The sequence below is a fragment of the Pseudomonas sp. LBUM1671 genome (assembly GCF_059695685.1).
The window spans coordinates 2,959,784-2,979,857 of sequence record NZ_CP166782.1 but is presented as its reverse complement, the minus strand read 5'-3'; the positions used below and the strand labels follow the sequence as shown (position 1 = coordinate 2,979,857).

Annotated in this window: 20 protein-coding genes; 15 read left to right on the top strand and 5 right to left on the bottom strand. The window is 58.5% G+C overall.

Features of this window, described 5'->3' with window-relative positions:
- Positions 1 to 151 precede the first annotated feature (151 nt).
- Complete coding sequence (locus ACA060_RS13765; RefSeq protein ID WP_497317922.1) at positions 152 to 1,339, top strand: MFS transporter; 1,188 nt, start codon at positions 152 to 154, stop codon at positions 1,337 to 1,339.
- Positions 1,340 to 1,370: 31 nt separating this feature from the next.
- Here the strand turns inward: ACA060_RS13765 and ACA060_RS13760 are convergent, their stop codons facing one another.
- Both ACA060_RS13760 and ACA060_RS13755 read right to left on the bottom strand, forming a co-directional pair.
- Positions 1,371 to 2,408 (bottom strand): alpha/beta hydrolase family protein, encoded by a 1,038-nt coding sequence (locus ACA060_RS13760; RefSeq protein WP_497317920.1) that lies wholly within the window; start codon positions 2,406 to 2,408, stop codon positions 1,371 to 1,373.
- Positions 2,409 to 2,576: 168 nt separating this feature from the next.
- Positions 2,577 to 3,188, bottom strand: coding sequence for an FMN-dependent NADH-azoreductase (locus tag ACA060_RS13755; RefSeq protein ID WP_497317918.1), 612 nt, complete (start codon positions 3,186 to 3,188; stop codon positions 2,577 to 2,579).
- A 130-nt stretch (positions 3,189 to 3,318) separates the two neighbouring features.
- Here ACA060_RS13755 and ACA060_RS13750 point away from each other — a divergent pair, with 130 nt between their 5' ends.
- Positions 3,319 to 4,227 carry a LysR substrate-binding domain-containing protein gene (locus ACA060_RS13750; RefSeq protein WP_497317916.1) on the top strand — a complete coding sequence of 303 codons (909 nt, stop codon included), beginning with the start codon at positions 3,319 to 3,321 and terminating at the stop codon, positions 4,225 to 4,227.
- Entirely contained in the window at positions 4,224 to 4,583 is a 360-nt protein-coding gene (locus ACA060_RS13745) for an MmcQ/YjbR family DNA-binding protein (protein ID WP_109630928.1), read from the top strand. Before ACA060_RS13750 ends, ACA060_RS13745 begins: the two co-directional genes overlap by 4 nt.
- 11 nt (positions 4,584 to 4,594) lie before the next feature.
- On the opposite strand, the gene ACA060_RS13740 is transcribed toward ACA060_RS13745, so the two are convergent.
- On the bottom strand, positions 4,595 to 5,026 hold the full coding sequence (locus ACA060_RS13740) for a DUF1294 domain-containing protein (protein ID WP_497317914.1): 432 nt from the start codon (positions 5,024 to 5,026) through the stop codon (positions 4,595 to 4,597).
- Positions 5,023 to 5,853 (bottom strand): undecaprenyl-diphosphate phosphatase, encoded by an 831-nt coding sequence (locus ACA060_RS13735; RefSeq protein WP_109636040.1) that lies wholly within the window; start codon positions 5,851 to 5,853, stop codon positions 5,023 to 5,025. Before ACA060_RS13735 ends, ACA060_RS13740 begins: the two co-directional genes overlap by 4 nt.
- 289 nt (positions 5,854 to 6,142) lie before the next feature.
- Between ACA060_RS13735 and ACA060_RS13730 the strand changes: the two genes are divergently transcribed.
- From ACA060_RS13730 to fapF, 9 genes are all read left to right on the top strand, one after another.
- Positions 6,143 to 7,777: a methyl-accepting chemotaxis protein gene (locus tag ACA060_RS13730; RefSeq protein WP_497317912.1), complete on the top strand. Its 1,635-nt coding sequence runs from the start codon at positions 6,143 to 6,145 to the stop codon at positions 7,775 to 7,777.
- Positions 7,778 to 8,021: 244 nt separating this feature from the next.
- Positions 8,022 to 8,585, top strand: a complete 564-nt coding sequence (pnuC, locus tag ACA060_RS13725; RefSeq protein ID WP_497317909.1) for a nicotinamide riboside transporter PnuC — start codon at positions 8,022 to 8,024, stop codon at positions 8,583 to 8,585.
- Positions 8,582 to 9,106, top strand: coding sequence for an AAA family ATPase (locus tag ACA060_RS13720; protein WP_109630916.1), 525 nt, complete (start codon positions 8,582 to 8,584; stop codon positions 9,104 to 9,106). The genes pnuC and ACA060_RS13720 overlap by 4 nt, the downstream gene beginning before the upstream one ends.
- 331 nt (positions 9,107 to 9,437) lie before the next feature.
- A complete protein-coding gene (gene fapA / locus ACA060_RS13715) occupies positions 9,438 to 9,875 on the top strand; it encodes a functional amyloid chaperone FapA (RefSeq protein WP_497318236.1) in 438 nt (145 codons plus the stop codon).
- A 1-nt stretch (position 9,876) separates the two neighbouring features.
- The gene (gene fapB / locus ACA060_RS13710) at positions 9,877 to 10,449 is read left to right on the top strand and encodes a fibril amyloid subunit FapB (RefSeq protein WP_109630910.1); all 573 of its coding nucleotides are present in this window, start codon (positions 9,877 to 9,879) and stop codon (positions 10,447 to 10,449) included.
- Positions 10,450 to 10,500: 51 nt separating this feature from the next.
- On the top strand, positions 10,501 to 11,931 hold the full coding sequence (gene fapC / locus ACA060_RS13705) for an amyloid-like fimbrin subunit FapC (protein ID WP_497317906.1): 1,431 nt from the start codon (positions 10,501 to 10,503) through the stop codon (positions 11,929 to 11,931).
- Positions 11,932 to 11,993: 62 nt separating this feature from the next.
- Entirely contained in the window at positions 11,994 to 12,674 is a 681-nt protein-coding gene (fapD, locus tag ACA060_RS13700; protein ID WP_497317904.1) for a fibril amyloid maturation endopeptidase FapD, read from the top strand.
- Between the two features lie 33 nt (positions 12,675 to 12,707).
- Positions 12,708 to 13,454: a fibril amyloid subunit FapE gene (gene fapE, locus ACA060_RS13695; RefSeq protein WP_497317902.1), complete on the top strand. Its 747-nt coding sequence runs from the start codon at positions 12,708 to 12,710 to the stop codon at positions 13,452 to 13,454.
- A 46-nt stretch (positions 13,455 to 13,500) separates the two neighbouring features.
- Positions 13,501 to 14,781: a fibril amyloid transporter FapF gene (gene fapF, locus ACA060_RS13690; protein WP_497317900.1), complete on the top strand. Its 1,281-nt coding sequence runs from the start codon at positions 13,501 to 13,503 to the stop codon at positions 14,779 to 14,781.
- Positions 14,782 to 14,856: 75 nt separating this feature from the next.
- Here the strand turns inward: fapF and ACA060_RS13685 are convergent, their stop codons facing one another.
- The gene (locus ACA060_RS13685) at positions 14,857 to 16,182 is read right to left on the bottom strand and encodes a sigma-54 dependent transcriptional regulator (protein WP_497317898.1); all 1,326 of its coding nucleotides are present in this window, start codon (positions 16,180 to 16,182) and stop codon (positions 14,857 to 14,859) included.
- A 343-nt stretch (positions 16,183 to 16,525) separates the two neighbouring features.
- Here ACA060_RS13685 and ACA060_RS13680 point away from each other — a divergent pair, with 343 nt between their 5' ends.
- The 3 genes from ACA060_RS13680 (at position 16,526) to nhaB (ending at position 19,959) form a co-directional block, all read left to right on the top strand.
- Positions 16,526 to 16,792, top strand: coding sequence for a DUF1652 domain-containing protein (locus ACA060_RS13680; RefSeq protein WP_497317896.1), 267 nt, complete (start codon positions 16,526 to 16,528; stop codon positions 16,790 to 16,792).
- Positions 16,793 to 17,089: 297 nt separating this feature from the next.
- On the top strand, positions 17,090 to 18,379 hold the full coding sequence (locus ACA060_RS13675) for a hypothetical protein (protein ID WP_497317894.1): 1,290 nt from the start codon (positions 17,090 to 17,092) through the stop codon (positions 18,377 to 18,379).
- A gap of 77 nt (positions 18,380 to 18,456) precedes the next feature.
- Positions 18,457 to 19,959 carry a sodium/proton antiporter NhaB gene (nhaB, locus tag ACA060_RS13670; RefSeq protein WP_497317892.1) on the top strand — a complete coding sequence of 501 codons (1,503 nt, stop codon included), beginning with the start codon at positions 18,457 to 18,459 and terminating at the stop codon, positions 19,957 to 19,959.
- Positions 19,960 to 20,074: the final 115 nt, after the last annotated feature.

Genomic DNA, 20,074 nt, shown 5'->3' with positions numbered 1-20,074 from the left:
AATGCGTTCCCCCTGTGGGAGCAGGCTTGCTCGCGAAGAGGCCCTCAATAGCACCGCAAAATTCGAGGCCCGATATAGTTAGCCTGCTTCCTTTTATTCCCTACCCAAGCCATGATGCAGCTCTCCCGCCGCCGCCCGCGAACGAGCCGTCATGTCTGTGCAGCAACTGCCACCGCAAAGCTCAATGGCGATCACCCTGCAGATCGTCTCCATCGTTTTCTATACCTTTATTGCCTTCCTCTGCATCGGCCTGCCGATTGCGGTGTTGCCGGGCTATGTCCATGAGCAACTGGGATTCAGCGCAATCGTCGCCGGGTTGACCATCGGTTCCCAATACCTGGCCACCCTGCTCAGCCGGCCCATGGCCGGGCGCATGTCGGACACCATTGGCACCAAACGGGCGATTGTCTACGGTCTGTCTGGGATCGTGTTGAGCGGCGTGTTGACGTTGATCTCAACGCTGTTGCAAAGCTTTCCGCTGCTGAGCCTGTTGATCCTGATTGCCGGCCGCTTGTTGCTTGGCATCGCCCAGGGCTTGATTGGCGTGGGCACGATCAGTTGGTGCATGGGCCAGGTCGGTGCGGAGCACACCGCGCGCTCGATTTCGTGGAACGGCATTGCGTCTTACGGTGCCATTGCGATTGGTGCGCCGCTGGGCGTGGTGATGGTCGCCGAGTACGGCTTTGCCAGCCTTGGGATCGCGCTGTCGCTACTGGCCTTGGCCGCGCTGGTGCTGATCCGCAACAAACCTTCGGTGCCGGTGATTCGCGGCGAACGCCTGCCGTTCTGGGCGGTGTTCGGGCGCATTGCGCCGTTTGGTGCGAGCCTGAGCCTCGCCTCCATCGGTTACGGCACCCTGACGACCTTTATCACTTTGTATTACGTCAGTCGTGGCTGGACCGGCGCGGCCTACTGCCTGACGGTCTTCGGCATCTGCTTTATTTTGTCGCGGTTGCTGTTTATCTCCGCGATCAGCCGCTTCGGCGGTTTCACCTCGGCGATTGCCTGCATGAGCATTGAAACCGTGGGCCTGGTGCTGCTGTGGCTCGCGCCCTCGACCGCTTATACGCTGATCGGCGCGGGGCTGGCCGGGTTCGGTCTGTCGCTGGTGTATCCGGCGCTGGGGGTCGAGGCGATCAAGCAGGTGCCCAACTCCAGTCGCGGCGCGGGCTTGAGTGCTTATGCGGTGTTTTTCGATCTGGCACTGGCGATTGCCGGACCGTTGATGGGCGCTGTCGCGTTGAACCTGGGGTATTCGTGGATTTTCTTCAATGCGGCGCTGTTGTCGGTGACCGGACTCGGACTGACCTTGCTACTCAAACGCCGCGCAATGGCCTGACACCTGTGCTCCCACAGGAGTTCGGGGAAAATCACTGATCGGCGGTCTGCATCCCGGCCCGGGTAGGTTTGCCCAGCGCATGGGAGAAAAACCGCCCGGCTTCGGACACCATGTTGCGATGGATGTCCTCGCGGTCAACGCCGTCGGCATCGGTGCACAGCGCCGGCATGGCGGCGATTTGCTCTTCATTGCAGGGCGCCATGAACACGAAGTGCCCTGCCCCGGCCAGCAGCTTGAAGTCCGGCGCGATCGGCAGTTTGCGCGCCAGGGCGGCGGCGTTTTTGTCGAATGCCACCAGTTTGTCGCCATCGCCGCTGTAGAGCAGCACCGGCACATGCACGTCAGCCAAGGTGTGGCGGCCGAACTTCAGGCTCAGCGGCGCCATCAGCAGCAACGCATGCACGCGGGGATCCGCCACGGGTTGCAAGTCGTCGCGGTCGACAATCAGTTCGCCTTGGGTGTTGCAGGCATCATGGTCGTCAGGGCGTTCCTGGCAATAGCGGCGCAGACGATCCAGATCAGGCGTCGCGCCGGATAGGATCAGCGCCGTCTCACCTCCCGCCGAATAACCGATCACACCGACCTGATCGGCATTGACGAACGGCGCGAGCATGCGATCACCCAGGGTTGCGGTAATGGCTTCGGAAATCTGGATGGGCCGGCCGTAAAGGTTACTCAACGTACCGAGGCGGCTGTGGTCTTTGGAGTTGTCACCGGGATGGATCACCGCCACCACCACAAACCCTTTGCGCGCCAGCGAGGTGGCGAGGTCGTGCAAGGCCAGCGGGGTTCCAGTGTTGCCGTGGGACAGCATCAGCATCGGGAAACGGCCCATGGCGACGCGGGTGTCTTCCCCTGCCTCGACCGTGTAACCCTCGATTTTGCTGGTGTGTTCCCGGTCGCTGGAGGGATAGAACGCGATGGCGCGCATCGGCTGCAAATCCAGCGGATCGAGAAAACTCATTTCATGAAAGCCGACGCTCCAGTGAGGATGCAGCGCAGGCGCGGCGTGCACTGAATTCAGGCTGCTGAGCAGGCAAATCAGAAACGTTGCACAAAGACGCACCATGGGATGCCCCACCTTATTACTGGACCGGAGTCGGTAACCCTGGATTGCATAACCCGGGCCACAATCTGTAATAGCCAGAAACAAAAAACTCCGTATCTGGCACTTGCGTGATCAGAATACAGAGTTTTTTGGGTGGTGCCTGAGCTGTTTAAGCGCTTTACGCAAGTCTTACGCAGCGGCGAACAATTGCTCGCTGATCTGCGTGTGAGCGTCGCTCATGGCTTTGGTGCGCACTTCGTCACCGTAGGCCAGGCCGTGGGCGCGAACGAACTCAATGTCGGTGATGCCGATGAAGCCGAACAGCACCTTCAAGTACTCTTCGTGGGCAACGCCAGTCGCCTGACCGGCATGCAGACCGCCGGACGTCGAGACGATCACGACTTTCTTGCCACCGCACAGGCCTTCAGGACCGGCTTCGGTGTAGCGGAAGGTCTGACCGGCAACGGCAATGCGGTCGATCCAGGCCTTGAGTTGGGTCGGGATGGTGAAGTTGTACATCGGTGCTGCAATGACAACGGCGTCGGCAGCGAGGAATTCGGCCAGGGTGGTGGCGCTGAGTTCGGCTTCGTGCTGTTGCGCGGCGTTGCGCAGTTCAGCGGTGGTGCCGGCGGCAACCAGGGTGGTGGCGGAGAAATGGCTGATGGCATCAGCGGCCAGGTCGCGGTAGGTCACCACGGCGGATGGCTCGGCGGCTTGCCAGGCTTTGACGACTTCGCTGCTCAGCAGACGGGAAGCCGAGTTGTCACCAAGAATGCTCGAATCGATATGCAACAGTTTCATAAGGGATCTCCAGGTGAGGATCGCCACCGGGCGATCTGATGGGGAGGATCCTACAGATGAAACCAATAGCTGATTAGCCCGCAACAATGCGATAGTTCGTCCCACTGATAGAACAATCGGATGTCCAGTCATGCAAGACCTCAATGATCTCTACTATTTCGCCAAGGTGGTCGAAGCCGGCGGCTTCGCCGCAGCCGGGCGTTTGCTGGGGATTCCCAAGTCCCGGTTGTCGCGACGCATTGCCGAGCTGGAAGAACGCCTCGGCGCGCGCCTGCTGCAACGCACCACCCGCCAACTCAAGTTGACGGCGGTGGGCGAGCGCTACTTGCGGCACTGTCAGGCGATGCTGCTGGAAGCCGAGATGGCCGATGAGGCCGTGGCCAGCATGTCCAGCGAACCCCGGGGGCGTTTGCGGGTGTCCTGCCCCGTCGGCCTGGCCCACGAAATGCTGCCGACGGTGATCAGCAGATTCCTGGAAAAACACCCCCAGGTGCAGCTGGAAGTCATGCTGCTCAATCGCCGGGTCGATCTGGTGACCGAGGGCGTCGATGTCGCGCTGCGCGTCCGTGAGTTGGGCGATGAGGATCCGTTACTGGTGACCCGTCGCTTACGCCAGGCTCAGATGGCGATGGTCGCCAGCCCGGCCTTCCTGCACGGCCGTGAGATCAACCACCCCGAGGACCTGAAAACCTTGCCGGTACTCGGCGCGCTGGAAGCCGACCGCATGGTGCACATCCGCATGCTCGATCAACAGGGCAAAAACTATGACTTGAGCCTGGAAGCGCGATTGGGCATCGACGATTTCATCGTGCGCAAGGCCTGCACGCTCGCCGGTCAGGGTTTCACCATGCTGCCGATGATGTATTGCGAACAGGAACTGGAAAATGGTTCGCTGGTGCAGTTGCTGCCCGACTGGTCATTGCCTGGCGGCTGGCTGCAAGCGGTCTACCCTCATAGGCGCGGCGTGATGCCGGCCGTGCGGGCCTGGATCGACCATCTGATCGAATCATTCAATGCCTGCGGGGACCGATTGATATGAAGGCTGGACGCATGAGCGAAGAGGACGTCGCGCAATTCTGTCTCGCGCTGCCCGGCGCGCGGGAAGACTACAAATGGGGAGGCGTTCGGGTGTTTTCGATTGCCGGGAACAAGATGTTCGCCTTGCAGAACCTGCGCGGCGATTCCCTGGCGTTCAAGGTCGACAAGGACCTGTTCCTCGGGCATTGCGACCGTCCGGGCATCCACCCGGCGCCGTATCTGGCGCGGGCGCAATGGATCATCATGCAAACGCCCTACCCGCTGGGTGCCGAGGAACTGCAGGAATTGTTGAAACGTTCGCACCAACTGGTGGTGAGCAAGCTGCCCAAGCGTACCCAGGTCAGCCTGCTGCTTTAGTGTTCTTTCTTTTAGAACAATGCAAACAGATGGGCGCCAAGAAACAGCTGATCGATCCAGAACACCTGGTGCATGAGCACAATCAGCCAGAACACCAGCTGGTACGAAACCTTGCGGGTCTTGTGCCGAAACACCTGCTGAGCCAGCAAGGCACCCGGCCAACCGCCCGCCAGTTCCACCGCGTGCAACACGTTTTCCGGGGTCCGCCAGCTGTCGGCGCGCGCCTTGCGCTTGTCGCTCCAGTACAGAAAGAACGCCAGCACGCTGACGATGCCATAGGCCGCCAGGGGAATCAGCGAAACCCCGTGCAGCCACAGCGACACCGAGCCCGTCAGCGGCAGCGCGCACAGGACCGCCAACACCAGCAGTTTCAGCCGTGGATGCTGGAACCACTCGCCCCCGGACCGGCGTCCGGGGTTGTTGCGCGCGCTGGCGTCACTCATGGATTGACCGCGGTCCAGTCGACCCAGCCAAACTGCCAGGTGGCCAGGATCACCAGGCCGAACGCGATGCGATACCAGGCGAATGCCGCGTAGCTGTGACTGCCGATGAAGACCAGCAAGGCCCTGACGGCAATCATCGCGAAGATGAACGCCGTGACGAAGCCGAGCGCAAATACCGGGAAGTCAGACGGCACGAACAGATCGCGGTACTTGTAGCCTGAATACACCGCTGCCGCGACCATGGTGGGCATCGCCAGGAAGAACGAGAACTCCGTGGCAGTCTTGCGCGACAACCCGAACAGCAGACCGCCAATGATGGTCGAGCCGGACCGCGAAGTCCCGGGAATCATGGCCAGGCATTGGGCAAAGCCGACTTTCAGGGCATCTTTCCAGGTGATTTCGTCGACGGTGTGGGCGTGCACTTCGTGCTGGCGCCGTTCAGCCCAGAGCATGACGATACCGCCCACGACCAATGCCGTGGCCACCGTGATCGGGTTAAACAGGTAGTGGTGAATCAAATCGGAAAAAATCACCCCCAGCACCACGGCCGGCATGAAGGCGATCAGCAGGTTCGCGGTAAAGCGTCGAGCGCTCGGCTGAGTGCGCAAGCCGGTGACCACATCGAAGATCTTGCGGCGAAACTCCCACACCACGGCCAGGATCGCCCCCAGCTGGATAATGATGTTGAAAGCGATGGCGCGCTCGCCACCGAAGTTGAGCAGGTCAGCCACAATGATCTGGTGGCCGGTACTCGAAATGGGCAAAAACTCCGTCAGCCCCTCTACAACCCCGAGAATCAATGCCTGAAAGGCGGTCCAAAGATCCATCAATCCCCCAAAGGCGATGCGCCAAGGCATGCCCCGTTAGTTTTTTAATCGTTCACTGCGCCAAGCGTAGCCGAAGTCCCGCGCACAAAGGATCCAGACGAAACCGTAAAAATTCCGTGAAAAATCAACTTGGATTCAGGTTTTTCCGCGCGGGGCCGAAATCCTATCAGACAAGCCTCGATAACGCTGCCGCGTAATGAGACTTGGGTCGCATATGCCCGACCGGCAAAGCGTGGTTGGATGCTGGCAATCGTTTATTACAAGAAAAAGAAATCGGAGTGACAGCGTTATGAACAGCTTGCGCAGTGTGTCGATCAGCCGACGCTTGTGGCTCATCTTGATCGTGTCGGTGGTGATGTTATTAACCTTGGGCGTGTTGATGCTCAAGCAGATCCATGACGACCTGTATCAGGCCAAGGCCCAGAAAACCCAGCACGTGGTGCAGACCGCCAGCGGCATTCTGACTTACTACCATGGCCTGGAAACCGCCGGCACGCTCACCCGCGATGCCGCGCAGAAACAGGCACTGACCGCCGTGCGCGGGCTGCGTTATGACCAGAACGACTATTTCTGGATCAACGATCTGACGCCGGTGATGGTGATGCACCCGGCCAACCCCAAACTCGATGGCCAGAACCTCTCGGCGATCCGCGACCCCGACGGGTTTGCACTGTTCAACGAAATGGTCGCCGTGGCCAAGGCCAAGGGCGCCGGCACGGTCAACTACCGCTGGCCTAAACCGGGTGCCAGCGATCCGGTTGAAAAAACCTCTTACGTCAAACTGTTCGAGCCGTGGGGTTGGGTAATTGGCTCCGGCGTGTATATCGATGACATGCAGGCGGAGTTCCATGCCCAGGTCTGGAAGGCTTCTTTCGTCGGCCTGGTGATTGCGCTGATCATGGCGTTGCTGGTGATCATGATTGCTCGCAGCATCGTACGTCCGCTTCAGGCCACGGTGAACGCCATGGCCAATATTGCCAGCGGTGAAAGCGACCTGACCCGCAGCCTCGACACCCATGGCCAGGATGAAGTCACTCAGTTGGCCCGGCACTTCAATGCCTTCACCGCCAAACTGCGAGGGGTGATCAGCGAGCTGCAAGTGTCCGCCAGTGCCCTGGGCCAGTCCTCCAGCGAATTGGGCAACGACGCCGCACAGGCTCAGCAGCGCAGCCAGCAACAGTCCCAGCAAATGGAACTGGTGGCGACTGCGATCAATGAAGTGACTTACGGCGTGCAGGACGTGGCCAAGAATGCCGAACATGCGGCCAGCGAAATGCGCGATGCCGAATCCCAGGCGCAGCAGGGCCAGATCAACATTGATGGCAGCTTGCAGCAGATCGACAAACTGTCCGGCACCATTGATCAAGCGGTTGAAGTGATTCGTACCCTGGCGGCTGAAAGTACCCAGATAGGCAGCGTGCTGGAGGTGATCCGCTCCATTGCCGAGCAAACCAACCTGCTGGCCCTCAACGCAGCCATCGAAGCCGCCCGGGCCGGTGAACAAGGTCGAGGCTTTGCTGTGGTGGCCGATGAAGTGCGCCTGTTGGCCCAGCGTACGCAGAAGTCCACGGCGGAGATCCAGTCGATGATCGAACGCCTGCAAACTCACTCCGAAGCGGCGGTCAAAGTGATCGGCGACAGCAGCCGGGCGTCGCAATTGACCATCGAACAGGCCGGTCTGGCAGGCGCCAGCCTGAATGCAATCGGCCAGGCGTTGCGCAACCTCAACGGACTGAACGCCTCGATCGCCAGCGCGACCCTGCAGCAAGCCCATGTGGTGGAAGACATCAATCAGAACGTCACCCAGGCGGCAGGCTTGTCCCACAGCACTGCGCTGGCAGCCGAGCAATCGAGTGTGGCCAGCGTTCGGCTCAAGGACTTGAGCGAGCAGGTGAACAGCCTTCTCAAACAGTTCCGCGTGTAAAAGCAAACACAGAACCCTGTGGCGAGGGGATTTATCCCCGTTCGGCGACGAAGTCGTCGTGAAATCAGACAACTCGGTAAACCAGATAGACCGTGCGTTTAGGTTTTACGACTGCTTCGCAGCCGAACGGGGATAAATCCCCTCGCCACAGGACGCTGCTCGACAGCGGCTATGGGTTGGTTCTACTTCGCGACGTCTGTCGGTACAATCCGCCCCCCTCTTTCGTTTTCACCAAGGAACCTCCATGTCCGGGCTTGAACTGTTTGCCGCCTCCCTCGGCGTGATTGCCGTCTGGTTGACGGTCAAACAGAACCCCTGGTGCTGGCCGATCGGTCTGGTCATGGTGCTGCTTTATAGCTGGATCTTTTTTGAAGTGAAGCTGTATTCGGACATGCTCCTGCAAGTGATCTACGCCGCGCTGCAGATTTACGGCTGGTGGCAATGGACCCGCGCGGGTGAGGCGAATACCGGTCGGCAGGTCAGCCGGCTCGATGGAAAGTCGATCGCAACGAGCCTTGCAGCCGGCGCCATCGGCAGTCTGTTGCTGGGTGCCGCCATGGCGCACTGGACTGATGCCGCGCAGCCATGGCTCGACGCTGCACTGACCGGCTTTAGCCTGGTGGCACAGTTATGGATGGCGCAAAAACGCGTGCAGTGCTGGCCGTTGTGGGTCGCCCTTGATGTGATTTTCGTCGGGCTGTTCCTTTATAAAGGCATGTACCTGACTGCTGCCCTCTATGCGTTGTTCCTGTTGCTTGCCGTACAAGGCTGGCGTGAATGGCGCGCTGACCCGGCCTTGCACGCATGAAAGTGTTGGTACTCACTGGCCCGGAATCGAGCGGCAAGAGCTGGCTTTCGGGCGAGATACACGCCAACTTTGGCGGCATATTGGTCGAAGAGTACGTTCGGCACTTTATCGAAAGCGAAGCTCGAGAAACCCGCTACGATGACATTACATCGATAGCTCATGGCCAGCTTACGTGGGAGGACGAAGCACGAGCCCGGCAACCGTCACTGCTGATTCTCGATACGCATCTACTCAGCAATATCCTTTGGAGCCGCACGTTGTTTGGCGCTTGCCCGGCATGGATCGAGCACGCATTGCTGGCGCGGCACTACGACCTGCATTTACTGCTAAGCCCTGAAACCGTGGCCTGGCATGACGACGGGCAGCGTTGCCAACCGCAATTGGCAGAACGCCAAACGTTTTTCCAGGCCAGCCGCGAATGGCTTGACCTGCACCGCCAGCCTTGCCAGGTCTTGCAAGGGGACTGGCAACAGCGCAAGGACGCGGCATTCGAAGCTGTGACGCGCTTGCTCAAGGCCTGACCTGGGTGCCCCACCCCGCCGAAACTGTCCATCCCTGAAACACCCATTCCTGCGCAAACCCGCGATCTAAAGCGGCTCGAGCGTTCCCGCAAGAAAATGTTAAGCCAGTGATACAACCTTCGTTCAATGCCCCCAGCGAGCACCGCCGCCCGCATGGACCGCGTTTTTGCGCGGCTCTGTCTCGTTGGTGTTACACAATTTTTTTGACCACCCCGACAATTTAAGTCAACCGACTGTTTTTCAAGGAAAAACAGAAAGCGGCACACCTTCTGCTCTCTACCTCGCAACGCTGATAAGGGCCAGCGTTCCAATTACAGAAGGAATTGCCGCCGTGGGGAAATTTGATAGAAGCATCTATGGCCTACTGTTGATCGGATGCGCACTGGGAACCGGTGTCTCGCTGCCCGCACAGGCTGACAACGGCCTCATTACCATCACCCGTGATGTGCAGACGCGCAACGCAACGATTCCTCCGCTAATCCCCGATCCCAACCCCACGACCGTCAATGCCAACCCGTCCAGACAAATCCTCCAGCAAACGAACGAGTTGAGCGACGGCGACTTTGCCAACGTCGCCAGTGGTGCAGGCATCAACCGCCTGGTCACTCAAAACACCAACAACCTGGGCGGCAATATCAGCAACCAGACCCAACTTTCCAACCTCCCTGCCGGACGTTCGGGAAATTCGGGCAATGGTATTGCCAACATGGTCAATTCCAACATCCAGCAAGGCCTGGGTGCTCTGAAAATCATAACGGGAGACCGTTAAGATGAATCGTACGCTGCTGATGATCGCCATGTTTTGCAGTGCATCGACCTTTGCCCAACCTCCCGTCATCAATAACGCCGACATCGACGGTTCGGGCATGCAGTACCAAGGCAACCTCACCGTCAACCAGGCGGCGGGCGATCTTCAGCAACAGGCCAACGCCCGGGCCATCGCCATTGGTACCAATGCCAGTGCGACCACGCAGATTCGCCAGCGTTTGCGCACCGTTGTCGACCCCAGAATTGATGCCCAGTCCAACATTCAGGGTGACTCCTTCAGCCACGGCAACGGCGTACTGGGTGTCAACCAGAGCGCAGGTGCCAGTAACCAGCAAGCCAACGCACTGCGGATAAGCATCAGTAAACAGCCGCAAAGTATCGACGACAGCGTCCTCATGCAACAGAACGTGGCGCTGCTCAACAACTCCGATCCAACTGACTCTGCACCCGGCTATCGCCAGGTCACTACCAGTGACCAGGCATTCACCGGTAGCCGTGGGGTGATCCAGTTGAATCAGAGCGCCGGGGTGGGAAACCGCATGGCCAACACCCTGAGCGTACGGGTCGTGGATTGACCCAAAAGGTAAGAAACAACACTTAACCTAAAATAAGTACGGAGAATCACCATGAAACCTTCGATGGCACTAAAGCCTCTGGTTTTCGCAATTGCTGCGGTCATGGCTGTTGCTGTACAAGCTGGGCAAAATGATCGGCGTGGCAACCATCACGGTCATCACAACGGTGGCCAACAACAAACCCCTCCTGCAAGAATGGTCCCAATCAATGCGACTGCCAATGCGACGGACCGGCAGAACAGTACCGGCAATAGCATCTGGAATGAAGGGACAGAAAACTCGGCCGAGATGAGCAGTTCGGCCGCAGGCGCGAGCGGCAACGTCGGCGTCAACGTGGCGGCCGGTGCCGGCAACCAGCAAGACAACGCCGCCGCCATCGCCAACGCAGCCTCCGACAACGCCGCGATCGATAACAGCTTTGTGTTCGGCACGGCCACTGCCACCGCTGACGTGAGGCAAGTCAGCAACAATAACCGCGTCGATAACTTTGGCTCCACCAACTCTGCCGTAATGAGCGGATCTGGCGGCGGCAGCAGCGGCAACATGGGTATCAACATTGCTGGCGGCGATCTGAACCAGCAGAAAAACACCATGGCAATTGCCAACGCCAATGCTCCACTGGGTAATGCAACCGCCACCGCGTCTGCCGTTCAAAACGGTCCCGGCCTGATCGTGAACAACAACGCTGATCGGACCTACCGCGTTGATACGATCACCGTTACCAATACGGCGAGCGGCAGTTTCTCCAAAGATAAGTCGTTTGAGGCAAGCGGCAGTCAAAGCGCTTCTTCCAGCTGGAACAAAGCCGGTTCCAAAAGCTATGACGCCAGCGGTTCAAAAAGCGTTGATATAAGCGGTTCTCACAGCAGTAATGCGAGCGGCTCGAACAGCAGCAATGCGAGCGGTTCTAACAGCAGCAGTGCTAGCGGTTCTTCGAGTGCTTCGTTGAATGCTTCGTTGAACGCTACGCTGGATGCTACTGCGGCGGCTTCCAGCTCCTCTACTGTCAACAATGGCTGGGGCGATCGCACTCGCAGCAGTTCGTCCGACGCATCGTTTAACGCATCGCTCGACGCAACGCTCGACTCTTCGATAGACAAATCGTATGACAGGTCGCACGAATCCTCGTACGACAAATCGCGCGATTCCTCGTACGACAGATCTCGCGATTCGTCGTTCGAAAAATCGTACGACAAGTCGTACACGAAGTCGTCTGACTCCTCGTACGAAAAATCGGGCAGCAAATCGTCCGAATCTGAGTACGCAAAAGCGAAAAGCTACAGTGAAAGCAGCTCTTATGATTTGAGCAACACTTACTCCTATCAAGTGCTGACTCCAACTGGCTGGGCCAACCCTGTGACCAACACTGCAACCCTGAGCGGTTCGGTGAATGGCGGCAGTGGCAACCTGGGCGTCAACGTGGCGGCTGGTGTGGGCAACCAACAAAGCAACTCGTTGGCCATTTCCAACCAATCGTTCTAAATGCTGTCTCTGGAGGCCCCCTCACGGGGGCCTTTTTCAACACCACCAGAGGGCGTCCCATCATGCGCATAATCGCCTTGGCAATTTTGCTTTGTGCGGCCACCGTGATCGAGGCCGCACAAATGCCGCTGTCCATCCTGCCGGGCGGCGCCGTTGTGTACAAGCCGATCCAGAGCGTACGCGAGCGTAAATTTGCCGACCTGGTGCAACAGAAAACCGACTTCAGTTGCGGCGCAGCGGCGTTGGCAACCATCTTGCGCCAAGCTTATTGGCTCGACGTGGATGAAGAACAGATCATCGAAGGCATGCTGGCTCACTCCGATCAAGACCTTGTCCGCGTCCAGGGCTTCTCCATGCTCGACATGAAGCGTTACGTGGAGAGTATCGGCATGCGGGCCCGTGGCTATCGGGTAGCGCCGGAAACGTTGAGCGATATCCGGATTCCGGTGGTGGTACTGATGGATATCCGTGGCTACAAACATTTTGTGGTCATGCAAAGAGTCCATCAGGGCTGGGTCTATATCGGCGATCCGGTACTCGGACATAAACGTTACAAAGTAGACGACTTCATCAAAGGCTGGAACGGCATCATCTTTGCCGTCATTGGCCAGGGTTACGACAAAAACAACGCGCTGCTCGACCCGCCCATGCCACTGACCGCCAGGAACCGCATCAACGCCTTCAGCCCGGTGCAGGACGCAGAGTTGATGGATTTTGGATTTATCCAAAGCGACTTCTTCTAATAACAAGCGAGCATGACGCTCCGGGAGCATCCAATGAAGACTCCATTCTGGCTGGCCGTGGTTTGCCTGGCCGCCAGCCTGCCGACCCAGGCACAGACGTTCAAACCCATTGAACTGAAGGATCAGGAACTGGCGACGCTGCGAGGCCGCTATGTCATGCCGGGACGGATCATCAGTTTCGGCATTGCGATGACGAGCACTTGGCAAAATGCCAACGGTGAAGTGATCGGCGCGACTTCCACGATGCAAATTCAACAATCGACCATCAAGCCACAGTTCTATGTGTCGATGATCGATGAAAAAGGTAATGGCTCAGCGCGCTCGCAAAGCACGGGCACCGGCACCGTCACGGGCGGCGGGGGCCTCAACACCACGGAAGGCGTCACCCAGGTCGTGCGGGCGGCCGGCGACAATAATACGGCCTACAACAACGTTGATATCAACGTCACCAAGGCCAACCAGGCGCCAACAACGCAACAGCAAGGCCAGGCACTCGCCGCAGGCTCGACGTTGGTCGGCGCCAATGGCGCGGGCTCAATGAGCGTTTCCTCGACCGGAACGGGTGTGCAATTCAACATCGTGGCCAACAACAACCAGGGCAGTACCGTACAACGCCTGGCCCAGGGGGGACTGATGCAGAACACGACTTTGCTCGGCAGTAGCAACCAGGTCCGCAACCTTACGACCTTCAATGTCGTGCTGCGTGACAACGTGCCGTCAGCCGGATCGGTGAGCGGCAATCTGGACCAGCTCAAAGGTCTTCGCACTCTCGGTTTCTGATCTACGCTCAGTCTCATCAGATGTAGTCAGAAGGGACGGCTAACCCATGCAACGATCTTTTACGTTCAGAGCTTTGGTATGTTTGAGTAGCCTGGCCCCGGCCACAATGCTATACGCAGCACCGGACCCCCAGGTCGAGATCCTAAAACAAGAACTCATGGAGTTGAAACAGCGTTACGAAGCACAACAGAACGCGCTGATGGTACTTGAGCAACGCGTTCGCCAAGTCGAAGAAGCACCGGCGTCACCAGCTCCCAAACGCCTGACCAAATCCCCCGCCGAACCCGCCAGGGGTGGCCAGGCGGTAGCCGCCGGTGCGCCGGGAACGACCGGAAGTTCATACGGCCAATCGCTCAAGGACGATTCGGAGCCTGCGCAAAGCGTTTCCAACCTGTATGACGAAGCCAGCGGTTTCTTCGGTGGCGGCAAGTTCAGCGTCGAAACCGGCCTGACCTACACGCACTACGATACCCGCGCCTTAACGCTCAACGGCTTCCTCGCACTGGACTCGATTTTCCTCGGCAACATCAACCTCGACCGCATCAAGGCCGACAACTGGACCCTGGACCTGACCGCCCGCTACAACGTGGCACAGCGCTGGCAGTTCGACATTAACGTTCCCGTGGTTTATCGCGAATCGACGTACTCCTCCGGTGGGGCTGGTGGCGCAGGCCCGGTGACGTCTGACGCAACCGTTACTCGCGACCCGACCATCGGCGATGTGAACGTTGGCGTTGCCTACAAGTTTCTGGATGAGTCGGCCAGCCTGCCCGACGCGGTCGCTACACTGCGCGTCAAGGCGCCGACCGGCAAGGACCCTTACGGCATCAAGCTGGTCAGCGACCCGACCAACGATAACCTCTCCGTCCCCGAGGATTTGCCGACCGGCAACGGTGTCTGGGCGATCACCCCGGGTATCTCGCTGGTCAAGACCTTCGACCCTGCCGTGCTATTCGGCAGCCTGTCCTACACCTACAACGTGCAGGACTCTTTCAGCGACATCAGTCCTCAGGTCGGCTCCAAGGTGAAAGGGGACGTGAAGCTGGGCGATTCCTGGCAGATCGGCGCCGGCATTGCATTCGCCTTGAACGAGAAGATGAGTATGTCGTTCTCGTTCACCGATCAGTTCGCCCGCAAGAGCAAGATCAGGCCGGACGGTGGTGATTGGCAGTCGATTTCCAACAGCGATTACAACTCGGCCAACTTCAACATCGGCATGACCCTGGCCGCCTCCGACAACTTGACGATCGTACCCAACCTGGCCATCGGCTTGACCGATGACTCGCCTGACTTTTCCTTCAGCCTGAAATTCCCGTACTACTTCTGATCCACAACAAAAAGCCCCGCTGCGACTTCAATCCCGGCGGGGCTTTTTTGTGTTTGTAAGCTTTTTATCTTGCGTCTAACGGATCTGATGTTTGTGCAACAAACGGTAGAAGGTAGGCCTGGAGATCCCCAGCACCTTGGCGGCGATGCTCAGATTATCGCTGTGGCGGTTGAGTACATCGCACAAGGCCTGGCGTTCAGCGCGGGTCTTGTAGTCTTCAAGCGTGCCCATCGGCGCGGGAATCGTATGCTGGCTGAGCAGCCCCAGGTCTCGCGCTTCGATCTGCCGGCCTTCGGCGAGTACCAACCCGCGACGTACCCGATTGGCCAGCTCGCGAACATTGCCCGGCCAGTCATGCTTGCCCATGGCAATCAACGCGTCGTCGCTGAAGCTGCGAGGGCGGCGTCCGGTTTCATGGCTGTAGAAATGGGAGAAGTGGTTGGCCAGCATCGCCAAGTCGCCATGGCGCTCACGCAGTGGCGCAGTGACGACTTGCAGCACGTTCAGTCGGTAGTATAAATCCTCACGAAAGCTTTTTTTCTCGACCGCGGCCTCAAGGTCGACATGCGTCGCCGCCAATACCCGCACATCCACTGGAATCGGCTGGCTGCCGCCAACATGCTCGATGTGTTTTTCCTGCAGGAAGCGCAGCAGATTGGCTTGCAACTCCAGTGGCAGATCACCGATCTCATCAAGGAACAAAGTGCCGCCATTCGCCGCTTCGATCCGACCGACCTTGCGTTGGTGGGCGCCGGTAAAGGCGCCTTTCTCGTGGCCAAACAGTTCGGACTGGATCAAGTGTTCGGGAATTGCCCCGCAATTGATTGCCACGAAAGGCCTGTTGTGACGCTGGGATTGTCGATGGAGCGTGCGGGCGACCAGTTCTTTACCCGTACCGCTTTCACCACGAATCAATACCGGAGACTCGGTGGGCGCGAGTTTGCTGAGTAATTTGCGCAGTTCGCGAATCGGTTTGCTGTCGCCAAGCAGTTCGTGCTCTGGCTGATCGATATGAATCGTGCCCTGCCCGCGCAGGCGCGCCATGCCGAACGCCCGGCCCAGCGTGACTTGCACCCGGGAGACATCAAACGGCAAGGTATGGAAGTCAAAAAACCATTCGCAGACAAAGTCCCCGACGTTTTGCAGGCGCAGGACTTCTTGGTTGAGAACGGCAATCCACTCGGTACCGCTGCGGCTGATCAGTTCTTTGACGGCTTCGGGGCGTTCCAGATGAAAGGGTTGTAATCGCAACAGACCGACATCGCACGTTCGGTCGCCGGCGTTCTCCAGGGAACAGCTGTCAACATCCCAGCCCACAGAGCGCAGACCCGGCAACAGACGATGGCAGTCGTCGCAGGGATCTACTACTAACAGACGTCGTAACGCAGGCGTTTCGATCATGACTGTTCCTTGACGCCAAACTTTAGGAAATATTATTAAAAACAGTCGTTTGGCGGATCTGGCTGTAACATTAGCAAGAATTTGACACTACCTTGTACCGTTTGACTATAGGGATATTGCTTTATTAGTTATAAGAACGGGTTTGTTAGTTACCTAACGAGTTCAACCTTTCACTCAGCTTTCAAAAACCGCCCTGCGTTGAGTATATGAAAGAAAGTTGAAATTTCTTTTGATTTGGGTGTGACCTGACCCCCGGTTGAAGGCATCAGTACAAGTAACCAGCCGAACGGTAAGCCCAACCGACGGCCTGTCACTTGATTGGGCATAATAGAGAGAAGACCCCATGACCGCCCCGCTCCGTATCAACGAAGCTCTTTTGATTGCCGACCGCGCATTCCAACCTTTCCAATGCGTGGCCTGGGCCCCACAAGACGGCAACGGCGAACTCTGCCTGACGGTGATCGATCGCACCAGCACCCCTCTCGGCCGCAAACAAATCCCATGCAGCGCCTATACCGACCCGGCGCAACTCGAACACCTTCTTGAAGAAGCTCGCGCCCAATTGAGCGAAGAAGGTTACATGCTGCAATCGTGGTCCATGCCGCACTAAGAATTTCGCATTTAAAGCGTAAAAAAGATCGCACGCAGCCTCGTTTCACTCGACAGCGCCTACAACGGATACGCTTTCCCCTGTAGGAGCTGTCGAGTGAAACGAGGCTGCGATCTTTTGGCTTTATTACTTGGCAGGCTTGTCAGTGGTTCGAAAAGACACTGTTCTGGCACAAAGCGACCCTCCACCTGTTAGTTGTTACGGTTGTGCAATCGAGCGTTCAGGGATTGAATGTTTTGCACACGCAGTTGCCCTCCCGGTTCCCGGGTTTCGGTCAGCTCGCAAGGAGACGCGTGCATGCCAGACCAGACTGCTTTTGCCCGACCTGCAGCGCAGTACACGGCCGGTCACCTCGATAAAAATTTTGCCTCCAATGGCAAAACCCAGGTGTATTTCGCCGCCAGTACGTCGAGCATCGCCAACAGCGTGGCGATCGATTCCAGCGGTCGCATTCTGGTAGCGGCGAAAGTCGGCACTCGGGGCGGCCATTGCTTTGGCCTGGCTCGCTTGCTTGAAGACGGTTCGGCGGACCTGGCATTCGGTACTCGCGGCAGTGTCATCGGGCAATTCCAGCGCGGTTATGAGGCCATGGCGGGCAAGGTCCTGGTGTTGGGAGACGGCAACATCCTGGTCGCCGGCCTGCACTATGAAGACGCTCACCAGACACTGCCGGCTCTGGCGATGTTTGACTCGCAAGGTCAACCACTCAGAGATTTTGGCGACGATGGATGCTGCGTCATACGCCTGCCGGGAAATCTGTCACGGGGCGTGCGCGACGCCTGGCTTCCTCCTGGCGTCCCGGGAGCCGAAGCCTGCGACGTCCAGGTTCAGGCTGACGGTCGCATCCTGCTGCTGGCCAATCACCCCTTCGAACTGGCCGACCACGTGGGCCTGCTGATTCGCCTCACCGACACGGGCGAGCTCGATAGCTCCTTCAACGGCCGCGGCTTTGTCATGGTCCGGCATTTGCTGATGAACTCCTGGCTCAGCAGCCTGATGGTGCAGCGGGACGGTCGGATCATGGTCGGCGGCTCGATCAATTTCCCTGAAGAAGGCTTGCTGGCGCGCTACCTCCCCGACGGCAGCCTGGATAACCACTTCGCCGTGGATGGTTTCATGACCTTCAGTGTTGAGGGGCACAGCGCTCAGGTCAGTCAGATCGTCCAGCAGGAAAATGGCGATTTGCAGTGTTTTGGCAGCAGCCGCGACCCGATGCATAGCCTGGCGCTGAAACTGCACAGCAACGGTCGCCCGGACGTTCATTGCAACAGTGGCCAGCCACACTTGCTGAAGATCGGGCGCAGCGGTTGCCAGTGGAACGCCGCACAGCTCCAGCCAGACGGTCGCGTGCTGGCAGTGGGCGCCACGATTGGCGGAGTTGAAGCCGACTTTCTGTTGGCCCGGTATTTACCGGGCGGACAGCTGGATCCTGGCTTTGCCGAGGGCACCTGCTGGGTTCGCACCCGCCTGGGCCGCAGCCTGGATACCGCCACGTCGGTGGCTGTTCAAGCGGATGGAGGAATCGTCGTAGCGGGTTATTCGCTGGACGGTAACTACCGGGCGATCGTGGCGCGCTATCTCGGTTAGGCCAACGAATTTTCCCACCCTTGATCTTCCCTTCGGCTTACGGCAAGTTGCGCGCTTCTGAATACAAGGAGTAGCCGATGTCCGGTTCAATGGCCCACGCCTTCGCGCACAACTTTCTCGGCCACTCACCCCGCTGGTACAAGGCGAGCATTGTCGGCTTCCTGATACTTAACGTACTGGTGTTGTGGACGGTCGGTCCGGTGGCAGCCGGATGGTTGCTGGTGCTGGAATTCATCTTCACCCTGGCCATGGCGCTCAAGTGCTATCCGCTGATACCCGGCGGGTTGCTGCTGGTCGAAGCGCTGCTGCTGAAAATGACCACGCCCCAGGCGCTCTACGACGAGCTGGTGCACAACTTTCCGGTGATCCTACTGCTGATGTTCATGGTGGCAGGCATCTACTTCATGAAAGACCTGCTGCTGTTCCTGTTCTCGCGCTTGCTGCTGGGGGTTCGATCCAAGGCGCTGCTGGCCCTGATGTTCTGCTTTCTCTCGGCGTTCCTGTCGGCGTTCCTTGATGCCTTGACGGTGACGGCGGTGATCATCAGCGCTGCGGTGGGGTTCTATTCGGTGTATCACCGCGTCGCCTCGGGCAACGATCCGCGTCAGGACAGTGGGTTCAGCGATGACCAGCACCTGCCCAAACTGCATCATGACGATCTCAACCAGTTCCGCTCTTTCCTGCGCAGCCTGCTGATGCACGGCGCCGTGGGCACGGCATTGGGCGGTGTTTGCACATTGGTTGGCGAGCCGCAGAATCTGTTGATTGGTCACGAGATGGGCTGGTACTTTTCCGAGTTCTTTCTGAAAGTCGCGCCCGTTTCATTGCCGGTATTGGTCGCCGGCCTGGTGACCTGCGTGCTGCTGGAGAAACTGCGCTGGTTCGGTTATGGCACGCTGCTGCCGGACAACGTGCGCGCGGTACTGGCCAATTATGCGGCCGAAGACAACGCCCAGCGTACCTCGCGCCAACGCGCAGCCCTGATCGTTCAAGGGCTGGCGGCACTGATTCTGATTGGCTGCCTGGCGTTTCACGTGGCTGAAGTGGGGCTGATCGGCTTGATGGTAATCGTGCTGATCACCGCCTTCACCGGCATCACCGACGAGCACCGCATCGGCAACGCGTTCAAGGACGCCATGCCGTTCACGGCATTGCTGGTGGTGTTCTTCGCAGTGGTCGCGGTGATTCACGATCAGCAGCTGTTTACGCCGTTGATCCAGTGGGTGCTGGCGCTGCCGGCCGATCAGCAGCCGGGCATGTTGTTCATAGCCAACGGCTTGTTGTCAGCCATCAGCGACAACGTGTTTGTGGCAACCATTTACATCACTGAAGTGAAGCAGGCATTCGTCTCCGGCCATATGAGCCGCGAGCACTTCGAAACGCTGGCCATTGCGATCAATACCGGCACCAACCTGCCGAGCGTGGCGACGCCTAATGGTCAGGCGGCGTTTCTGTTTTTGCTGACGTCGGCGATTGCACCGCTGATTCGGCTGTCGTATGGGCGGATGGTGTTGATGGCGTTGCCGTATACGGTGGTGATGGGTGTTTTGGGTTGGTACGCCGTCAGTTACTGGCTGTAAACACCGAGCAAAATGTGGGAGCGGGCTTGCTCGGGAAAGCGGTGTGTCATTCAGTATAAATATTGACTGACACGGCCTCTTCGCGAGCAAGCCCACTCCCACATTGGTGTTGTGT